The 16,765-nt window shown below is 72.6% G+C and carries 14 protein-coding genes; 9 read left to right on the forward strand and 5 right to left on the reverse strand.

Translation table 11 applies throughout. From position 1 onward, the window contains the following. The first annotated feature begins 36 nt into the window (after nucleotides 1–36). Nucleotides 37–903 carry an ATP-binding protein gene (locus DSM112329_RS08330; protein ID WP_354701352.1) on the forward strand — a complete coding sequence of 289 codons (867 nt, stop codon included), beginning with the start codon at nucleotides 37–39 and terminating at the stop codon, nucleotides 901–903. A 31-nt stretch (nucleotides 904–934) separates the two neighbouring features. On the opposite strand, the gene DSM112329_RS08335 is transcribed toward DSM112329_RS08330, so the two are convergent. Together DSM112329_RS08335 and DSM112329_RS08340 are read right to left on the reverse strand one after the other, a co-directional pair. Further along, nucleotides 935–1,576 (reverse strand): hypothetical protein, encoded by a 642-nt coding sequence (locus DSM112329_RS08335; RefSeq protein ID WP_354701353.1) that lies wholly within the window; start codon nucleotides 1,574–1,576, stop codon nucleotides 935–937. A 47-nt stretch (nucleotides 1,577–1,623) separates the two neighbouring features. Next, nucleotides 1,624–2,319: a metallophosphoesterase family protein gene (locus tag DSM112329_RS08340; RefSeq protein ID WP_354701354.1), complete on the reverse strand. Its 696-nt coding sequence runs from the start codon at nucleotides 2,317–2,319 to the stop codon at nucleotides 1,624–1,626. 18 nt (nucleotides 2,320–2,337) lie between these two features. Here DSM112329_RS08340 and DSM112329_RS08345 point away from each other — a divergent pair, with 18 nt between their 5' ends. Continuing rightward, nucleotides 2,338–2,949 (forward strand): GNAT family N-acetyltransferase, encoded by a 612-nt coding sequence (locus tag DSM112329_RS08345; protein ID WP_354701355.1) that lies wholly within the window; start codon nucleotides 2,338–2,340, stop codon nucleotides 2,947–2,949. Between the two features lie 3 nt (nucleotides 2,950–2,952). On the opposite strand, the gene DSM112329_RS08350 is transcribed toward DSM112329_RS08345, so the two are convergent. Further along, complete coding sequence (locus tag DSM112329_RS08350) at nucleotides 2,953–3,456, reverse strand: DUF4395 domain-containing protein (RefSeq protein ID WP_354701356.1); 504 nt, start codon at nucleotides 3,454–3,456, stop codon at nucleotides 2,953–2,955. A 236-nt stretch (nucleotides 3,457–3,692) separates the two neighbouring features. Between DSM112329_RS08350 and DSM112329_RS08355 the strand changes: the two genes are divergently transcribed. The 3 genes from DSM112329_RS08355 (at nucleotide 3,693) to DSM112329_RS08365 (ending at nucleotide 10,027) form a co-directional block, all read left to right on the forward strand. Continuing rightward, the gene (locus tag DSM112329_RS08355; protein ID WP_354701357.1) at nucleotides 3,693–6,047 is read left to right on the forward strand and encodes a hypothetical protein; all 2,355 of its coding nucleotides are present in this window, start codon (nucleotides 3,693–3,695) and stop codon (nucleotides 6,045–6,047) included. Nucleotides 6,048–6,054: 7 nt separating this feature from the next. Continuing rightward, nucleotides 6,055–9,024 carry an ABC transporter substrate-binding protein gene (locus DSM112329_RS08360; RefSeq protein ID WP_354701358.1) on the forward strand — a complete coding sequence of 990 codons (2,970 nt, stop codon included), beginning with the start codon at nucleotides 6,055–6,057 and terminating at the stop codon, nucleotides 9,022–9,024. Nucleotides 9,025–9,085: 61 nt separating this feature from the next. Continuing rightward, nucleotides 9,086–10,027 (forward strand): polysaccharide deacetylase family protein, encoded by a 942-nt coding sequence (locus tag DSM112329_RS08365; RefSeq protein WP_354701359.1) that lies wholly within the window; start codon nucleotides 9,086–9,088, stop codon nucleotides 10,025–10,027. Nucleotides 10,028–10,671: 644 nt separating this feature from the next. On the opposite strand, the gene DSM112329_RS08370 is transcribed toward DSM112329_RS08365, so the two are convergent. Both DSM112329_RS08370 and DSM112329_RS08375 read right to left on the reverse strand, forming a co-directional pair. Beyond that, nucleotides 10,672–11,421: an ABC transporter permease gene (locus DSM112329_RS08370; RefSeq protein WP_354701360.1), complete on the reverse strand. Its 750-nt coding sequence runs from the start codon at nucleotides 11,419–11,421 to the stop codon at nucleotides 10,672–10,674. Next, nucleotides 11,414–12,325, reverse strand: a complete 912-nt coding sequence (locus DSM112329_RS08375; protein ID WP_354701361.1) for an ABC transporter ATP-binding protein — start codon at nucleotides 12,323–12,325, stop codon at nucleotides 11,414–11,416. Before DSM112329_RS08375 ends, DSM112329_RS08370 begins: the two co-directional genes overlap by 8 nt. Nucleotides 12,326–12,354: 29 nt before the next feature. On the opposite strand from DSM112329_RS08375, the gene DSM112329_RS08380 reads away from it, so the two are divergent. From DSM112329_RS08380 to ppk1, 4 genes are all read left to right on the forward strand, one after another. Further along, nucleotides 12,355–13,227, forward strand: coding sequence for a hypothetical protein (locus DSM112329_RS08380; protein WP_354701362.1), 873 nt, complete (start codon nucleotides 12,355–12,357; stop codon nucleotides 13,225–13,227). An 84-nt stretch (nucleotides 13,228–13,311) separates the two neighbouring features. Then, complete coding sequence (locus DSM112329_RS08385; RefSeq protein WP_354701363.1) at nucleotides 13,312–13,812, forward strand: CHAD domain-containing protein; 501 nt, start codon at nucleotides 13,312–13,314, stop codon at nucleotides 13,810–13,812. Continuing rightward, nucleotides 13,809–14,519 (forward strand): CHAD domain-containing protein, encoded by a 711-nt coding sequence (locus DSM112329_RS08390; RefSeq protein WP_354701364.1) that lies wholly within the window; start codon nucleotides 13,809–13,811, stop codon nucleotides 14,517–14,519. The genes DSM112329_RS08385 and DSM112329_RS08390 overlap by 4 nt, the downstream gene beginning before the upstream one ends. Further along, the gene (ppk1, locus tag DSM112329_RS08395; protein WP_354701365.1) at nucleotides 14,516–16,657 is read left to right on the forward strand and encodes a polyphosphate kinase 1; all 2,142 of its coding nucleotides are present in this window, start codon (nucleotides 14,516–14,518) and stop codon (nucleotides 16,655–16,657) included. Before DSM112329_RS08390 ends, ppk1 begins: the two co-directional genes overlap by 4 nt. The last annotated feature ends 108 nt before the right edge of the window (nucleotides 16,658–16,765 follow it).

Below are 16,765 nucleotides of genomic sequence, written 5' to 3' on the forward strand. Positions count from 1 at the left end.
GTTGAGGTTCCCCGCCGGAGTGCCGATCATCGGAAGGTGTTGGAGACGACCGCCAGCGACGCGATCCCCGAGCGCGACGCGTTCGCCCGGCTGCGCGACCTCGTCGCGACGCTTCCGGACGAGGTGCAGCGGGTCGCTGCGCTCGCCGCCGTCGCCGATGCCCAGGACGCGACCCGGCGCGCCGAGGAGGAGCTGCAGGAGATGCTCCACGTGGCCTCCCACGACCTCACGGAGCCGCTGCGGATGGTCACGAGCTACCTCAAGCTGCTCGAGCGGCGGGCCGGGCCGGCACTCGACGAGCGTGCGCGCGAGTTCGTCTTCTACGCCGTCGACGGCGCCGACCGCATGAAGGCGCAGCTCGACGACCTGCTGCACTACTCGCGCGTGGGGCACGGGGTCGCCGCGCCGACGGTCGTCTACCTCGACACGCTCGTCGTCGAGGTCCTTCGCGACCTCGGCCCCGCGATCGCCGACGCCGGCGCGATCGTCGAGGTCGACGGGCATCTCCCGGCCGTGGTGGGGGACCGCCAGCAGCTCGGTCAGCTGCTGCAGAACCTCGTCGGGAACGCGGTCAAGTTCCGCCGTCCCGAGCGCGGGAACACCGTGCGCCTGGCCGCGACCCGGATGGCGGACACCGAGGCGTGGGAGCTGACCGTCAGCGACGACGGCATCGGCATCGACACCGCGCAGGCCGCCCGGATCTGGCGGGTCTTCCAGCGCCTGCACAGCCGCGAGCAGTACGCGGGCAACGGCATCGGCCTGGCGCTGTGCCGCCGGATCGCCGAGCGGCACGGCGGCCGCATCTGGGTCACGCCAGCCGACGGCGGCGGGTCCGTGTTCCATGTCTGCCTGCACGACGACCCCGTCGCCGCGGGCGTGCTCAGCGTGCAGGAGCGCCGCTGAGCCGCGCCCGGCGCCGACGCGTGTGCGGCGGTCAGGCCACCGGGCCGGACTGCGAGGTCCCGTCGGCCTCCCACAGGTTCAGCCGTCCCGCGCCGTCCGGGTATTCGCCCATCGCCGCCTTGAAGCGCCCGTCCGCGCCGTAGAGCTCGAGCGTCGCCGGCTCGCCGTCGATCCCGCCGCGCTGGCCGAGCCGCGTGCGCAGGGTGCGGTCCGGGTCCAGCAGCTCGACGCCGGTCCCGCCGTCCGGCCATGTCCCGAGTCCGGCGCGGTAGTGCCCGTCGCGGTCCCAGAACTCGACCGACGACTCGCGGTCGGGGGCCGGGCCCTGCGCCAGCGCGGCCCGCAGGTGGCCGGCCGCGTCCCACACGCTCACGCCCGCCGGGCGACCGGGCCCCTCGCCGAGGCTGACGCGCTGGTTGCGCTGCGAGTCGTAGAGGTCGACGGAGGCGCTGCCGTCGAGCCACGACCCGATGGCGACCCGCGAGGTGCCGTGCTCGTCGGCGAGGCGCAGGGACGACGAGCCGCCCGGATGCACGCTGAGCGCGGCGCGGACCAGGCCCTGGTCGTCCGCGAGGTCCAGCGACAGCGTGCCGTCGGGGCTGAGGCCCAGGCGCGCGCGGACGCGGCCCGCGTCGTCGACGATCTCGAAGGCTGAGGCTTGCTGGTCGTCCATACGGCTTGTACGTCCCGCCGGCCCGACGGGACGATCCGGCGGCTCGCTCAGAGGGCGAAGCGGGCCGTGCGCAGCCAGCCGGCCACGATGGTCGCCCACTGCTCGCCACGGTCTTCGAGCGCGGCGATCACGATGCTGCGGTCGTAGTCGACGCGGTGCAGCGTGACCGTCCCGTCGTCCGCGATGCGCGCGTAGGCCGCGCGCGGGTCGCCGTCGAACGGCAGCCCGACGCTGCCCGGGTTCACGAGCTCGACGCCCTCGGGGCCGCGGCGCCGCAGCTGCACGTGCGTGTGGCCGAAGACCACCCGCGCCACCCCGGCGTCCAGCGTCCCCAGGCGCTCGCGGTCCTCGGGCTCGGGGTTCGGGCCGAACGAGGCCATGTCCGAGTGGGGCGAGGCGTGGCAGAACAGGGTGTCGCCGATCCGGGCCGTCGGTGGAAGGCCGCTCAGCCGCGCTGTCACGTCGCTGTCCAGCGCCGCCTGCTGGGCCTCGGTGGCCGGGCCGACGAGCGGCCCGGGCGGCGCATCGTGGCGGTCGCCGCCGAGCCACCGCTCGTGGTTCCCGGCGATCCAGGTGGCGTCCGGCAGCGCCTCCAGGCGACGCACGGTCTCCCGCGGCCAGGCGCCGAACCCGGCGTAGTCGCCGCCCAGCAGATAGCGGTCCGCGCCGGCTGCCTGCGCGTCCTCGAGGACGGCGTCGAGCGCCGGAATGTTGCCGTGCAGGTCGTAGAGGACGGCGAGCATGGTGTAGGGATACCCGAGATGGCCGACGCAGCGCACCTCGCGGTACACGGACCGACGCTCACCCTTCGCCTGCCGACCGAGGACGACGCCCCCGCGCTGCTGCGCCTGGCGGGCGACCCCGAGGTGACGCGCTGGTTCTCCTGGGGTCCGTACCGCACGCTCGACGAGCCGCTCGGCTACATCGAGCGCCAGGCGGACCGGCGCGAGGACGGCGTGCAGCTCGACCTGCTGGTCGACCACCACGAGGCCGGACCCGTCGGCGTGATCGGCCTCAGCGAGCTGAGCGCCCGGGACCGGCGCGCGATGGTCGGCACCTGGCTGGGACGGGACTGGTGGGGGACGGGCGTCAACGCCGAGGCCAAGGCGCTGATCTTCCACCTCGCGTTCGGCTGGTGCGGTCTGGTGCGCGTCGGCGCCTACTCGGACGTCGCGAACGCCCGCTCACGGACCGCGCTGTCCAAGGTCGGCCTCGTGCACGAGGGGATCCTGCGGGGCTGGCACCGGCACGCCGAGGTCCAGAAGGACGTCAACGTGCACGGGCTGCTGCGGGCCGACTGGCGCGAGTCGCGGCTGTACGACGTCCCGGTCCGCGTCGAGGGTGCGGTGCCGGAGGCGTTCGTCGTCGGCTGAGGATCAGGCCGGGGTCTGCTCCGGCTGCGGGACGCGGGTCCAGATGTTGTTGCACTCCGCGCAGACCTCCTCGGGGATCAGGCCGAGGCGCATCAGGACTGCGAACATCTTGCAGCCCACGCAGAGGGCGAAGACCGACTCGAGGGTGGCAAAGACCACCATCATCACGAGGATCACGTCGGCCGCCGTGTTCCAGCCGAAGCCGACCGCGAAGATCGCGCCGAGCGTCGTGCAGACCGCCCCGATCGCCTGAGCGAACCGCTTCGGCGGGCCTGCGACCTGCTTCTTCTCGCCCAGGCGCGGCGCGATGACGTCCATCGCGAGGCGGCCGAGCGGGCTCAGCGTCGGCCCGGTCAGGGCGCGCGCGATGAAGCCGTAAGCGAGCGGGATGAGCAGCCACCGCCAGCCCGTGGCCAGGGCCAGGAGCGCGGTGAGCGCCACGACACCGGCGACGACGCGTGCCGCCTTCTCGTTGACGGGATTCGGAAAGCTGAAGAGATCGTTCATCGGGCCGTGCTCCGCGAGGGGGTTTCGGACTGCCCAGACTACCACCCGGGACCTATTTCCTATAAAACCTATGGGGAATGAGATATAACTCCGGGACGCGGCAACGGACGGGGCGTCTGGACGGAGTATAAATCCAAATCCCCATCCGTTTTGTACGCTTTTGCCCGTACGGGTTGGGAGCCCGGCGATTACATGCGATTCAGGAGGCAGGTCAAGACATGGCAGGGAGAACGAGGATGAGGCGCCGGTTCGGCGTACTCACCGCGGTGGCCGCGGGCATAGCGCTCAGCGCCACGTCGCTGGGCGGCAGCGCCGCGCTGGCGCAGAGCGATCCGAGCGGGCTGGGCGATCTGCCCATCAACCCGGAGTGGCTCGTCAACACGCTGAGCCGGGCGACGACGACGACGTCGGTCAAGAACAACACGTCGCCGGAGTCGATCGCGAACCGCGACAGGGCCAAGGCGGAGTGGAACGCGGCGCAGGCGGCGTTCAAGGCGAAGAAGGGCAAGCAGCCCGATCCGCGCGCCAAGCCGGAGTACTCGGTGGTCTGGTCCTCGAAGAACAACATCGCCGACGTGCACGCCGACGTCATCTCGAAGTTCGTGCAGGCCTCCACGGTGAACCCGCAGGGGCTCGCGGACCTGCTGAACCCGCAGTTCCTGCCCGGCCTGGACGGCTTCCAGGTCATCGACCAGCGCAAGCTGAACATCGACGGCACGCCGAACATCGAGTACGGCAAGGTCGTCAACCTCGTGCAGCTGCCGCTCCCCTGGGGCATCGAGAACGAGGCGCACCACATGCAGTACCAGTGGGAGGACGGCGACCTGATCTACGCCGGCTCGCTGTTCCTCGGCACCACGTTCGTCCTCGATCCGGCGGACGTCCCGAACCTCACGCTGAAGAACATCATCGCCCCGACGGAGTACCCGCAGGGCACGATCGCCGACGCGTACGAGAAGAACGCCGACGGCCGGTTCGTGCTGACGCTGATGGGTGGTCCGCTCGCGAACTTCGGTGGTTCGCCGGGTGCCCTTGCGACGTTCAAGCCGGACGCCAAGAAGGGCGCGGTCCTCGAGTCCGTCGTCCAGGCCGGCAACATCGGCGGCGTCCTGACGGGCAACGAGGGCGGCATCAAGGAGCCGTGCTCCGTCCGCGAGGGTCGCCCGCTGGGCACCTGCGCGAACCCGCACGGCATCGAGTTCCGCCCCGACCTGGGCGTCGGCTTCACCTCCGACTACGCCGAGCCGCGCGAGATCGTGCTCGACCCGGTCAAGACGATCGACAAGTACGCGTTCCGCCCGACGGTGCGCTCGTGGGACATCACCAACAGCTCCAAGCCGAAGCTCCAGGGCGTGGCGCACGTCCCGAACGGCCCGCTCGAGCCCGCCCAGCGCGCGCATGAGCAGTACGGGATGATGGAGGCCGCGAAGACGTGGCCCGACGCCGCCAAGAAGTACAACGGCATCGACTCCAAGGGCGTCTTCACCGGCTCCATGTGCGGCGGCGGCGTCTTCTTCGTCCCCGACATGACGAAGATGAAGGGCGACTTCTCCGACCAGATCCACCAGGTCTGGAACGACGGCCTGTCGCAGATCCTGCTGACCGGCCAGGCCGGCAAGTTCGCCGACGAGCCGGGTGGCTGCGCCGGCGGTGCGTGGCACCAGGTCGCGCCGAACAACAAGTTGTTCTTCCGGGCGGTCCAGGGCCGCAACGCCGGCGGGGACAACTACTTCGACCAGGGTCAGAAGAAGATGATCTACGACCTGGACATCTCGCCGCTGACGAAGTCCGCGCAGGACGGGAAGATCACGTGCGACATCTCGCGCGGGATCGACACGAACGGCGACGGCAAGAAGGACCTGACGGGCATCCAGCTGTTCAACAAGCTGGCCAAGGGCGAGAAGGTCGCCGACTGCCCGTTCCTGGTGGACACGCTCGAGGTGCACGACATCACCTCCGGCGGCCCGCACTGGGCGGCGCTGGACAACCACTCGTTCGACCAGAACGGCGTGCCGTGGCGTCTGTCCTTCTCGAACTACTTCGTGTCCCGCACCGGAGTGGACGGCGATCACCGCTTCTACGACGTGGACGTCACGCCGGAGGGCAAGCTCTCCTACGACGACGACTTCCGCGATGAGAAGACCGGTGCGCTCGGCGTGAACTTCAACCGCCGCAACTGGCCCGGGAGCCCGGACGTCGGGTTCTACAAGCCGCACTCGATGGTCTGGGTGTGCCCGCCCGGCATCTGCGCCGACAGCGAGCCGCGGGCGATCCGCAGCGCCAAGGCGACGGCGAGCAGCGCGAGCACGAAGTCGTGCAAGGGCGCCCGCCGGTTCACGGTGACGTCGGACACGTTCCCGAAGGCCACGAAGATCAAGAAGGTCACGTTCACGCTGGCCGGCAAGGTGCTGAAGGCGAAGAAGGCCAAGAACGGTCGCTTCCAGTCCACGGTCGACCTGCGCGGCTCGAAGAAGACCGCGGTGAAGCTCGTGCTCAAGTTCACGACGACCAAGGGCAAGACCATCACCAAGACCCGCACGTACCACCCGTGCACGGCGGCCAAGAAGGCCGCCACGACGAAGAAGTCGTAGTCCCGTAGTGCTCCGTCGCACCCTCGCGGTTGCGGCCGTCGTGCTCGGCGCCCTGTGCGCCGGGCCGGCGGCCGCGGTCGCGCATCCGCTGCTGCTGCAGACGGCTCCCGCCGCGGAGCTCGTCGCTCCGCGGTCCCCGGGGGCCATCCGCCTGCAGCTGAGCGAGCCCGTGGTGGCTCGAGGGTCGCGCATGGAGGTGACCGGTCCCCGTGGCGTGAAGATCGCCACGGGTCCGGTTGTCCGCTCCGACGACGACAAGGGCCTCTCGGTCAAGCCGAAGCGCCCGCTCAGGTCGGCGGTCTATCGCGTCCGCTGGACGGCCTACGGCGACGACGGCCACCTCGTCCGCGGCGACTTCTCCTTCGGTGTCGCCGGCAAGAACGGCGTTCCCCCGGCCGGCGCCGAGCGCCTCGGCGGGATCGGCGCGAGCGGCCTCGGCGGCGAGCAGACCGACCAGGACGGCTTCGTCGGCACCCTTGCCCGCTGGCTCGGCATCGCTGCCGCCTCGTTCCTCTTCGGCGCCGTCGCGCTGCTCGTCGCCTTGCGACGCCGCGACCGCGCCCCGGCGGCCGACGCCGCCGAGCCGTCGACCGTCGACGCGGCCGCCGGCCAGTTGCGGCCGCTGCTGCCCCTCACCTTCCTGCTGGCCGCCGTCGCCGCCAGCGAGTCGATCATCGCCCGCATCGTCAACACCGCCGACGGCAGCGTCGACATCGGGCTGCTGACCTCCGGCGCGACCGGGCTCGCCGAGTCCGCGCGCGGTCTGGTCATCGTCCTCGCCGCGGTCGCGCTGGTGCTCGTCTCACGGCGCGGGCGCGAGAAGCACCCCGACGCGGCCGCCACCGACGACGATGACGCCCGGCCGGTCGACGACGGGCGCCGCGACCGGATCTACGGCGTCGCGGGCGTCGCGCTGCTGCTCACCTACGCCTACTCGGGCCACGCGCTCGCCGGCGTCGGGGCGTTCGGGCTCGTCGCCCAGGGCTTCCACGTCATCGCCGCCGGGCTCTGGCTCGGCGGACTGCTCGCGGTGCTGGCCGCCACCCGGGACGGTGCGCTGCGGCCGCTGGCCGGCGCGCGCGCGTTCGCCCCGCTCGCCGCCGGCGGGCTCGGCCTCGCGATCGTGACCGGCGTGATCGCGGCAGTCCGCGAGGTCGATCGCTGGTCGCTGCTGCGGTGGTCGGACTACGGCCGCGTCGTCATCGTCAAGAGCGTGCTGGTCGGGCTGGTGACGCTCGCCGGCGCGTGGGCCGCGTGGCGCTCGCGGCGGCCCGACAGCCCCGGCCCCGCGGTCCGCGGCCTGAAGTTCGAGGCGGTCGGCGTGCTGGCGGTCGTGGCGCTGGCCGCGACGCTGGCCGGGCTCGCGCAGGGACGCGGCCGCCCGCTGCCGGCGCAGTCCGGCGTGCTCGCGCCCGGCCCGGCGTTCGCGACGGCGCTCCTGGGGACCGGCAGCGGCAAGGTCACGCTGACCCCGGGCCGCAAGGGGCCCAGCCGGTTCGTCGTCAGCCTCGACGGTGCGAAGAGCGCGCCCGCACGTGTCTCGGTGCGGCTCGCGTGCGCCTGCGCGCCCGGCAAGGACATCCGCGCCGACCTCACCCGCAGCGCGGGGACGACGTGGAAGGCGGACGTCGACCTTCCGGCCGAGGGCCAGTGGTTCGCGTACCTGACGGTCGACAAGGACACCTCGGCGTCGCCGGTGTCGCTCGCCGTCGGCCTGCCGCGGACAGACGGCTCCACGCCGAGGGACCTGCTCGTCGTCGCGGACCTCAGCGGCACCGGCGCGGCGCGGTGCCGGTCGCACCTGCTCGGCCTGCAGCTCGCGGTGGCGCGCATCAACGCGGAGGGCGGGGTCGACGGCGGGCACAAGCTGCAGCCGCTGGTCATCGACGACGGCGGTGACCGGGCCACCTCGACCCGCCTCACGACCGCAGCGTTCAGGGATAGTTCCCCGGTGGCGCTGGCGGGCGCCTGCGGTGACGGCGCGGACGGCGCGGTGGCCGCAGCGACCAAGGGCGGCATCCCCGTCCTGGCCGGCGACCCCGGCACCTCGCCGACGACCACGCCCGGCGTCTTCCGTGTGGCCGCCGATCCCTTCGCGCAGGGCTACGGGCTCGTCCAGTACGTGGGCCTGCGGGTCGTCCCGATCAGCGCCCCGGGGGTGCGCCGCGTGGAGGTCGTCGCCGGCGACGACGCGATCGGCCGCCGGTTCGTCGCGGGCGTCAAGGCCCAGGCGGCCACCGCCGGCGTCACGGTCGAGGTCCTGCCCGCCGGGTCGCTGGCGAAGCGCTCGACCGCGGAGCTGAAGGCGCTCCTGGACCGCGAGCGCGTCGCCGCGCTGTTGTTCGACGGCCCGCGGGGCGGCGGCCCCGACGCCGACGCGCTCATCCGCCTCGGCCGCGGCAAGTACGACTTCCCGCCCGCGCCGATCCTGGTGTCCGAGCGGGTGCTGAGCGAGGGGTTCGTCGTCCGCGCCGGCACGCTCGGCCGCATCGGGGTCATCCAGGGCGCGAGCGAGGTCTCGACGCAGACCGCAGACGCCGTCGCCTACTCGCGGGCGATCCGCACGCTGCACGTCGGCGAGACCCCCACGTTCGACGGGATCCGCGGGTACGTGACCGGGCTGGCGCTGCGATCGGTCGTGGAGGACGACCAGCCGCTCGACGCCGGGAACCTGGAGCGCAAGTTGGTGTCGCCGTCGGTCTTCACCGACGCGCTGCTCGCGCCCTGGAGCCCGAAGGCCACCGGACGCGGCACGCTCGCCGTGATCGTCGTGTCGCCGCAGTTCCTGGCGTCGGGGATCACGCCCGTGGCGCAGGGCGGCCAGCGGTTCGACGGGACGTACTTCCCCGACGGCGCATGGATCAACGCGAGCGTGACCGCCTACGGGCCGGGGGCGCCGGTCCCCAGCCAGAACCCGACGGCGCCGGTACCCCCGCAGACCCCGCCGGCGGCACCGGCGGCACCCGGCACTCCCTGAACGCGGCGCGCAGCCTTCCGTGCAGGCGCGCGGGAGGCCGCCGAATACCCTGGACGGTCCCGTGTCCGTCGTCGGTCGCAGCCTCCGAGCGCTCGCGCGCAGCTGGCAACAGCGCTCTGTCCAGATCGCCTCGCTGGGCGCGCTCGCGCTCGTCCTCGCGTTCTCGGCGGTGGTGCCCTTCGAGCGCAGCCCGGAGCGCTCGGCCCGGGCGGAGCGCGCCCCGCAGCGGACGCTCAGCGAACCGCCCGCCCGGCGCATCGTCGGCCCCGAGAAGCTGCCCGCGCCGAGCCCGGCCGACGCGGAGACGACCGCCGTCCTCGCCGTGGGCAAGGCGGTCGGGCCGATCCGCCACGGCGGCGGCGCGCGGCACATGGTCGCCCTCACCTTCGACGACGGGCCCGGCCCGTTCACCGGGCCGCTGCTGGCGGTCCTGCGGCGGACCAACACCCCGGCGACCTTCTTCCAGGTCGGCCGCAACCTCGACGAGAACCCGCTGCCTGCCCGGGCCACCACGCTCCTGGACGAGGTCGAGCTCGCGGATCACACGTACACGCACAACTCGCTGGTGACGATGGACTTCGGCAAGCAGCAGGACGAGATCGTCTCGAGCGCCGCGACGATGCAGGCCCACGGCGAGGCCGCGCCGCGCCTGTTCCGGCCGCCGTACGGGGCGTACAACCAGGACACGCTGCGGCTCATGAACGAGCGCGGGATGGCGATGATCCTGTGGTCCGTCGACAGCGAGGACTACACGCGGCCCGGGGTCGACCGGATCGTCGACAACGTCATGAAGGCGGTGAAGCCCGGCTCGATCATCCTCATGCACGACGGGGGCGGCGAGCGCAGCCAGACCGTCGCGGCCGTCGCCAAGATCATCAAGCGCCTGCGGGGGCGCGGCTACGGCCTCGTGACGGTGCCGGAGCTGCTCCTGAAGGACCCGCCGCAGAAGGCGGACCAAGAGGTGGCCGTGGTCCCGCCCGGTGCCGGCGAGGGCGCGGGCTGACGAGGACGGGGCGGGCGGGTCCGTCCTTCGCGCAGAAGGGGCCGTTGCGGTCGGGGTGTTGGCGCCGAGGGCCTGGTGGTCGGGGGTCGGTGGCGCTGGCGCCGAGGACCTGGTGCTCGCGTGCTGGTGGCGCTGACGCCGAGGACCGCCCCGGTCGCGGCGGCTGTGGGAACTGCGGGCTGCAGACGGTGGTATGCGCTGGGCGGTCGCGGCGGCCTGGGTGCGGGGCTGTGGGCGGGGTGGCCGGCTGTGCGAACCGCGGAGATCGGGGACCTTGTCCCTCAGCGCATGCCATGCATGCTTCAGCGCGCAAGGTCGACTCCGCACCCGCGACATCGGGGTCCTCGGAGGATGTGACGGGGCTTGCCCCCTAAACCCTCCACGCGTCCTGGCCACGTCTGGGCGGCAGTGCGTCCTCGGAGGATTCGGCGGGGCATGCCCCCCAAACCCTCCACGCGTGGTACGACGCCCAGCCTAGGAGCTCCGCTCCCGCTTGGCTGCCACCGCGGCCCGCCCGCGGAGCCACGGCACACGCCGTCGCCAAAGCCGGTCGCGACGTCGTTGAGGCTGTTTCGCGTCCTACGAGAGTGCTTGCTTCTTCGCGGCAACCGGAACATCTGATTGCCCCGAGGCAGCGGGCGCGCTCAGGCGTTCCGGCTGTCCCAGGAGAAGCCGCGGATGGCGAAGAAGACGCCCGCGGCCGCCCACAGCCCGATCACGCCGAGGCCACCCGCGTTGTCCCCCAGCGAACGGCCCGTGACCATCGCGCCCGAGAGCCCGTCGATGATGTGGGTCAGCGGGAGGGCCCGGGCGATGTCGCGCAGGAACGCGGGGGCGTCCTCCGCGTCGTAGAAGACCCCGGAGATGAAGATCACCGGCAGGAAGACGAAGTTCACGAACGCCGGTGCGGCGTCGAAGTTCGGGATGACGTGCGAGTAGGCGACGCCGAGCGCGGCCAGGCACGCGACCCCGGCCGCCACGTAGACGACGAGCTCGAGGTAGTCCTTGGGCCAGTCGACCCCGAAGAACAGCTTGCCGGCCACGACCACGATCGCGACCTGGATCGCCGCGTTCGTCACGGCGTGCGCCGCGATCGCGCCGAGGTAGCTGCCCGAGGGCAGCGGCGTCCCGCGCATCCGCTTCAGCACGCCCTGCTCGCGCAGGAAGGTCAGGTTCATGGCCAGGGCGCTGAACGTCGTCGACATGACGGACATCCCCGCGATGCCGGGCACGATGACGTCGAGGTCGTCCTGGTTGCCGCTGAGGATCGCGCCGAACAGGCCGAGGAACAGCAGCGGCAGGAAGAAGTTGAAGAAGGCGGCGGTCGGGTTGCGCCAGAACATGCGGCGCTCGAGGCGGTACTGGCGCCAGGTCAGGGCGAGCGCGTCAGACATTGGCGGCCTCGGTGCGGACGGGTGGCTGGTCGGCCGGGCCCGAGTCGTCCGCGGCGGTGAGCTCGAGGTAGACGTCCTCGAGCGACGGCCGGACGACGGTGAGGTCCGTGACCGCGCCGCCGCGCGCGAGGGCCTCGCCCGTGAGCTCGTGGACGAGCGCCGTGGGGTCCGCCACCTCGCGGGTCTGGGCCTCGCCGCTGCCGTCGCGCCAGCTGACCCGGACGCGGGTGGCCGAGCCGACGCCGAGCTCCGACGGGGTGCCGATCGCCAGGATGCGGCCGTCCTTGATGATCGCGACGCGGTCGGCCAGCGCCTGCGCCTCGTCGAGGTAGTGCGTCGTGAGCAGGACGGTCTTGCCGAGGTCCCGCAGCGAGCGGATCGTGTCCCACGCCTGCCGCCGGGCCGCCGGGTCGAAGCCGGTGGTCGGCTCGTCCAGGAAGATCAGCTCGGGGTCGCCGATCAGGGCGAGGGCGAAGTCCAGGCGCCGCGCCTGACCACCGGAGAGCTTGCGGACGTAGGTGTCGCGCTTCTCCTGCAGGCCGGCCAGCGCGATGACCTCGTCCACGTCGCGGGGGTTCGGGTACATCGCCGCCCAGTGCGCGACGGCCTCGCGGGCGGTCACGAACCGGTACATCCCACTGCTCTGGAGCACGATGCCGACCCGCTCGCGCAGGGCGCGGGGGCGCTCGCCGGGGTCCATGCCCAGGACGCTCACGGTGCCGGAGGTCCGCTCGCGATAGCCCTCGAGGATCTCGACCGTCGTGGTCTTGCCGGCGCCGTTGGGGCCGAGCAGGCCGAAGACCTCGCCGCGCTCGACCGCGAAGTCGATACCGCGGACGGCCTCGTGTCCGGCGTACGACTTGTGCAGGTCAGAGACCTCGATGGCTCGGGGGACCGTGCTCACGACCGCCAATGATGGCAGTGTTCCCCCTGATGACGCCCGCGCGTATCGCCTGCATCGACGTCGGATCGAACACCACGCGTCTGCTGGTGGTCGAACGCGAGGACGGTCAGCTGACCGAGGTGGGTGGCCTGAAGGTCTTCACCTCGCTCGGTGCGGGCCGTGCCGCAGGGGAGCCGCTGCACGCCGAGCGGATCGCCGCGGTGGTCGAAGCCGTGGGGGAGCAGCTGGCGCACGCGGAGGCCCTGGGGGCCGGTTCGGTCGACCTGGTGGCGACCTCCGCCGTGCGCAGCGCACCCAACGGGGACGCCGTCGTCGCCGCGATCCAGGCGGCTCACGGCGTCGAGCTGCGGGTCCTCGACGGCGAGACCGAGGCGGCCTACGCGTTCGCCGGGGCGACGATCGGCCTGGCCGGCGTGGAGCCGGACACGCTGCTCGCGGTGGTCGACGTGGGTGGCGGCTCGACCGAGCTCGTCCTCGGGACCCTCGCGGGCGGCCCGTCGTGGTCGGTGTCGCTGCCGATCGGGTCCGCGCGGCTGCCGCAGTGCGCCAACCCGCCGTGCCCGGACGACCTGGCGTCCCTGCGGGCGCGTGTGCACGAGGCGTTCGCGGCGATCCAGCCGCCCGGCGTGCCGCTGCTGGCGCTGGCGGTCGGCGGCAGCGCGACGTCCGTCCGGCGGCTCGTGGGGGAGGAGCTGTCGGCGACATCGCTCGTCGCCGCGCTGGGCGTGCTCTGCAGCGGGACCGTCGCCGAGATCGCCGCGCAGCACCTGATGGAGGAACGGCGGGTCACGCTGCTGCCGGCGGGCCTGGTGCTGCTGGGCGCGGCCGCGGCGACGCTGGGCGCCCCGCTGCGGGTGGCGAGCGGCGGCCTCCGCGAGGGCGTGCTGCTCGCGGTCCGCTGACCTGAAGCGCCCGCGGGGGCGGCCGCTTGCCCCGCACGGAAAATGACGAGCGGTGGGCAGGCCGTCTGAAACACTGGGCCGACCATGGCCAAGGCACGTCCCGTCGAGGGTCTCCACGCCGACCTGCCGTTCGCCGAAGCCGCGGCGCTGACCGTCCAGGTCCGCGCCGCCGAGGTCTTCGCGCACGCGGACGGGGCGCTGGACACCGGCAACATCAAGCCCGTCCACGACATGCGCGTCGCCACCCGGCGCCTGCGCGCCGTGCTCGAGATCTACGCCGCGTGCTTCCCGGAGGCCGAGCTGAAGGGCGTCATCAAGGACGTCAAGGCGCTCGCAGACGCGCTCGGCGCGCGCCGCGACCCCGACGTCCAGCTCGAGGACCTCGCGGTGTTCGCGGCCGCCATGGACCCGGCCGACTCGCCGGGCATCGACCTCTTCGCCGAGCGGCTCCGCGAGCAGCAGGCCGTCGGCAACGCCGTCCTCGCCGCGGGCCTCCAGCAGGCCGCCGAGTGCGACCTCGCCGGCCGTCTGGACGCGCTGGTCGGCGCTGCACGAGCGGCGGCCGGAGCGGAGGCGGCAGCATGAAGGCCGCACGCGTCAAGGGCCTGAAGCCGCAGGACGGCCTCGCCGACTCGATCCAGCGGATTGTCGCGACCCGCCTGGGCGAGCTGTGCGCCTTCATGCCGGTGGCCGAGGACCCCGAGCGGGTCACCGAGCTGCACGACATGCGCATCGCCGCCAAGCGGCTGCGCTACGTCCTCGAGATCTCCGCGGACCTGTTCGGGCCGTACGCGGCGCCCGCGGTCCTGCGGACCAAGGAGCTGCAGAGCGTCCTTGGCGACATCCACGACTGCGACGTCACGCTGCCGCTGGTCGTCGAGCTGATCGAGCGCGCCCGGGCGGACGACGTGGCGGCGGTCGTGGCCGCGCAGCTGTCCGCGGCCGCGATCGACCTGGACCCGTCGGCCGTCGCGGACGCAGCGCCACACGCCTCGGCGCACCGCGGGCTGGCCTCGATGGCCGTCTACCTGCAGGCCCGCCGCGAGGTGCTGTTCGCCCGCTTCCTGGAGCTCTGGCTCGAGCTCGAGCGCGAGGGCTTCCGGGCCCGCCTGCTGTTCGCGATCGGCGAACGGCCGATCGCTCCCATCGAGCCCGCGACCCCGGTGGCCCCCGCCCCGGTGGCGCCGCCGTCCGAGCCCGACCCGGAGGCCGACCCGGTCCTGGACGGTGTGCTTTCACACGACAGCAACATGGACGGACCCGCGACGCCCCTACCCTCGAACGAGGTATGACTGACCAGAGCCTCGAGACCACCGTCGGCGACTCCGGTGGAGCGCCGCCCGATCTCGACGCTCCTGCGCTCTACGACAACCGCGAGCTCAGCTGGCTGGACTTCAACGACCGCGTCCTGCAGCTCGCCGAGGACCCCGGCGTCCCGCTCCTGGAGCGGCTGAAGTTCACGGCGATCTTCACGTCCAACCTGGACGAGTACTTCATGATCCGCGTGGCCGGCCTGCACGACCAGGTCGACGCCGGGCTCAACGACCGGGGCCGCGACGGCCGCCGCCCGACCGAGGCCATCGACGCGATCCGCGAGCGGGCGCTCGGGCTGCTCGCCCGCCAGGCGGCGTGCCTGGGCCACCTGCGGCCGGCGCTCGAGGAGCACGGGATCCGCATCGTCTCGGTGGACGACCTCGACGAGGCTCAGCGTGCCGACGTGCAGGCGCGCTTCCGCCGCCAGATCTTCCCGGTGCTCACGCCCCTGGCGGTCGGGCTCGGACGGCCGTTCCCGTACATCTCGAACCTGTCGCTGAGCCTTGCCGTCCTGGTCCGCGACCCCGTCACGCAGACGGTGCTGTTCGCCCGGGTCAAGGTCCCGAAGGAGATGCTCCCGCGGTTCGTGACCGTCGGCGATGCCAGCGGCGACGAGGCGACGTTCGTGCCGCTCGAGGAGGTCATCGCCGCGAACCTCGACGCGCTGTTCCCCGGGATGGAGATCCTGGAGCACGGCTACTTCCGGGTCACCCGCGACGCTGACTTCGAGGTCAGCGACGAGGCGGACGACCTGCTGCGCGCCGTCGAGGCCGAGCTGCGCCGCCGCCGCTTCGGCGAGGTCGTCCGCGTGGAGGTGGACGCCCGCATGCCGATCCCGCTCCGCGACGAGCTGACCGCCGCGCTCGGGGTCGAGGACCGCCAGGTCTACGTCGACGACGGGCTGCTGGACTGCAACGACCTCTGGCAGATCGTCAAGGTGCCGGGCTTCCCGGAGCTGCGCGACAAGCCGTTCGTCTCGGTGACGCAGCCGCGGCTGCAGGGGGAGGACGGCGCCCGCGGCGACATCTTCGCCGCCATGCGCCAGGGCGACGTGCTCGTCCACCACCCCTACGACAGCTTCTCCACGTCGGTCGAGCGCTTCGTGGAGCAGGCCGTCGCCGACCCGGACGTCCTGGCCATCAAGCAGACGGTGTACCGGACCAGCGACGACTCGCCGCTGGTGCCGGCGCTCGTCGCCGCGACCGAGCGCGGCAAGCAGGCCGTGGCCCTGGTCGAGCTGAAGGCCCGCTTCGACGAGCGCGCGAACATCACGTGGGCCCGCAAGCTGGAGGAGGCCGGCGTCCACGTCGTCTACGGCCACCCCGCGCTGAAGACCCACGCCAAGTGCGTGCTGGTCGTCCGCCGCGAGGGGGACGGGGTGCGCCACTACATCCACGTCGGCACGGGCAACTACCACGCGACGACCGCCCGGCTCTACACCGACTTCGGGCTCTTCACCTGCGACCCGCAGATCGCGGCCGACGTCGCGGACATGTTCAACTTCCTGACCGGGTTCGCGCGGCCGCGGCGCTACCGCAAGGTCCTCGTCGCCCCGGCGCACATGCGCGAAGGCATCCTGCGGGAGATCGAGCGCACCATCGCCGCGCACGAACGCGGCGAGCACGCGCGGATCGTCATGAAGATGAACGCGCTCGTGGACAAGCGCTGCATCCGCGGGCTCTACGAGGCGTCGATGGCCGGCGTCCAGGTCGACCTCAACATCCGCGGCGTCTGCTGCCTCGTGCCGGGCGTCCCTGGCGTCTCGGAGACGATCAACGTGACCTCGGTCGTCGGGCGCTTCCTCGAGCACTCGCGCATCTTCGCCTTCGAGCGCGGGGAGGACCGGACGGTCTACATCGGGTCGGCCGACATGATGCCGCGCAACCTCGACACCCGGGTCGAGCTGCTGACCCCGATCGAGGACCCGGCGCTGAAAGCCGACGTCATGGACGCCGTCGAGCGCTGCCTCGTCGACGACGTCAACCGCTGGACGCTCGGGTCGGACTCGACCTGGACGCGTGTCGCCCCGGACCCCGCGAACCCTGAGCCGCGCTCGGTGCACCGCGAGATGATGCTGGGCCATACGAGCCGGGCCGCGGAGACGCAGCAGGGCTGACGTCGCCGCCCCGGGCCAGGCCCGGAGCGCGGTAGGACATCCGTCCAGTTGGCGCGTCAGCGCGCTCTTGCGCCCGGGTCGGGACGCCGAAAAGCAACAGGACACCGG

Origin of the sequence: Paraconexibacter sp. AEG42_29 (assembly GCF_040581415.1) — a bacterium.
In the GTDB taxonomy this organism is placed as follows: Bacteria; Actinomycetota; Thermoleophilia; order Solirubrobacterales; family Solirubrobacteraceae; genus Paraconexibacter.

Bases quoted from the DNA above. Each gene is read 5' to 3' on its own strand.
- DSM112329_RS08335 (WP_354701353.1), bottom strand. From the start codon at position 1,576: ATGGACGACCAGCAAGCCTCAGCCTTCGAGATCGTCGACGACGCGGGC.
- DSM112329_RS08340 (WP_354701354.1), bottom strand. From the start codon at position 2,319: ATGCTCGCCGTCCTCTACGACCTGCACGGCAACATTCCGGCGCTCGAC.
- DSM112329_RS08345 (WP_354701355.1), top strand. From the start codon at position 2,338: ATGGCCGACGCAGCGCACCTCGCGGTACACGGACCGACGCTCACCCTT.
- DSM112329_RS08350 (WP_354701356.1), bottom strand. From the start codon at position 3,456: ATGAACGATCTCTTCAGCTTTCCGAATCCCGTCAACGAGAAGGCGGCA.
- DSM112329_RS08355 (WP_354701357.1), top strand. From the start codon at position 3,693: ATGAGGCGCCGGTTCGGCGTACTCACCGCGGTGGCCGCGGGCATAGCG.
- DSM112329_RS08370 (WP_354701360.1), bottom strand. From the start codon at position 11,421: ATGTCTGACGCGCTCGCCCTGACCTGGCGCCAGTACCGCCTCGAGCGC.
- DSM112329_RS08380 (WP_354701362.1), top strand. From the start codon at position 12,355: ATGACGCCCGCGCGTATCGCCTGCATCGACGTCGGATCGAACACCACG.
- DSM112329_RS08385 (WP_354701363.1), top strand. From the start codon at position 13,312: ATGGCCAAGGCACGTCCCGTCGAGGGTCTCCACGCCGACCTGCCGTTC.
- DSM112329_RS08390 (WP_354701364.1), top strand. From the start codon at position 13,809: ATGAAGGCCGCACGCGTCAAGGGCCTGAAGCCGCAGGACGGCCTCGCC.
- ppk1 (WP_354701365.1), top strand. From the start codon at position 14,516: ATGACTGACCAGAGCCTCGAGACCACCGTCGGCGACTCCGGTGGAGCG.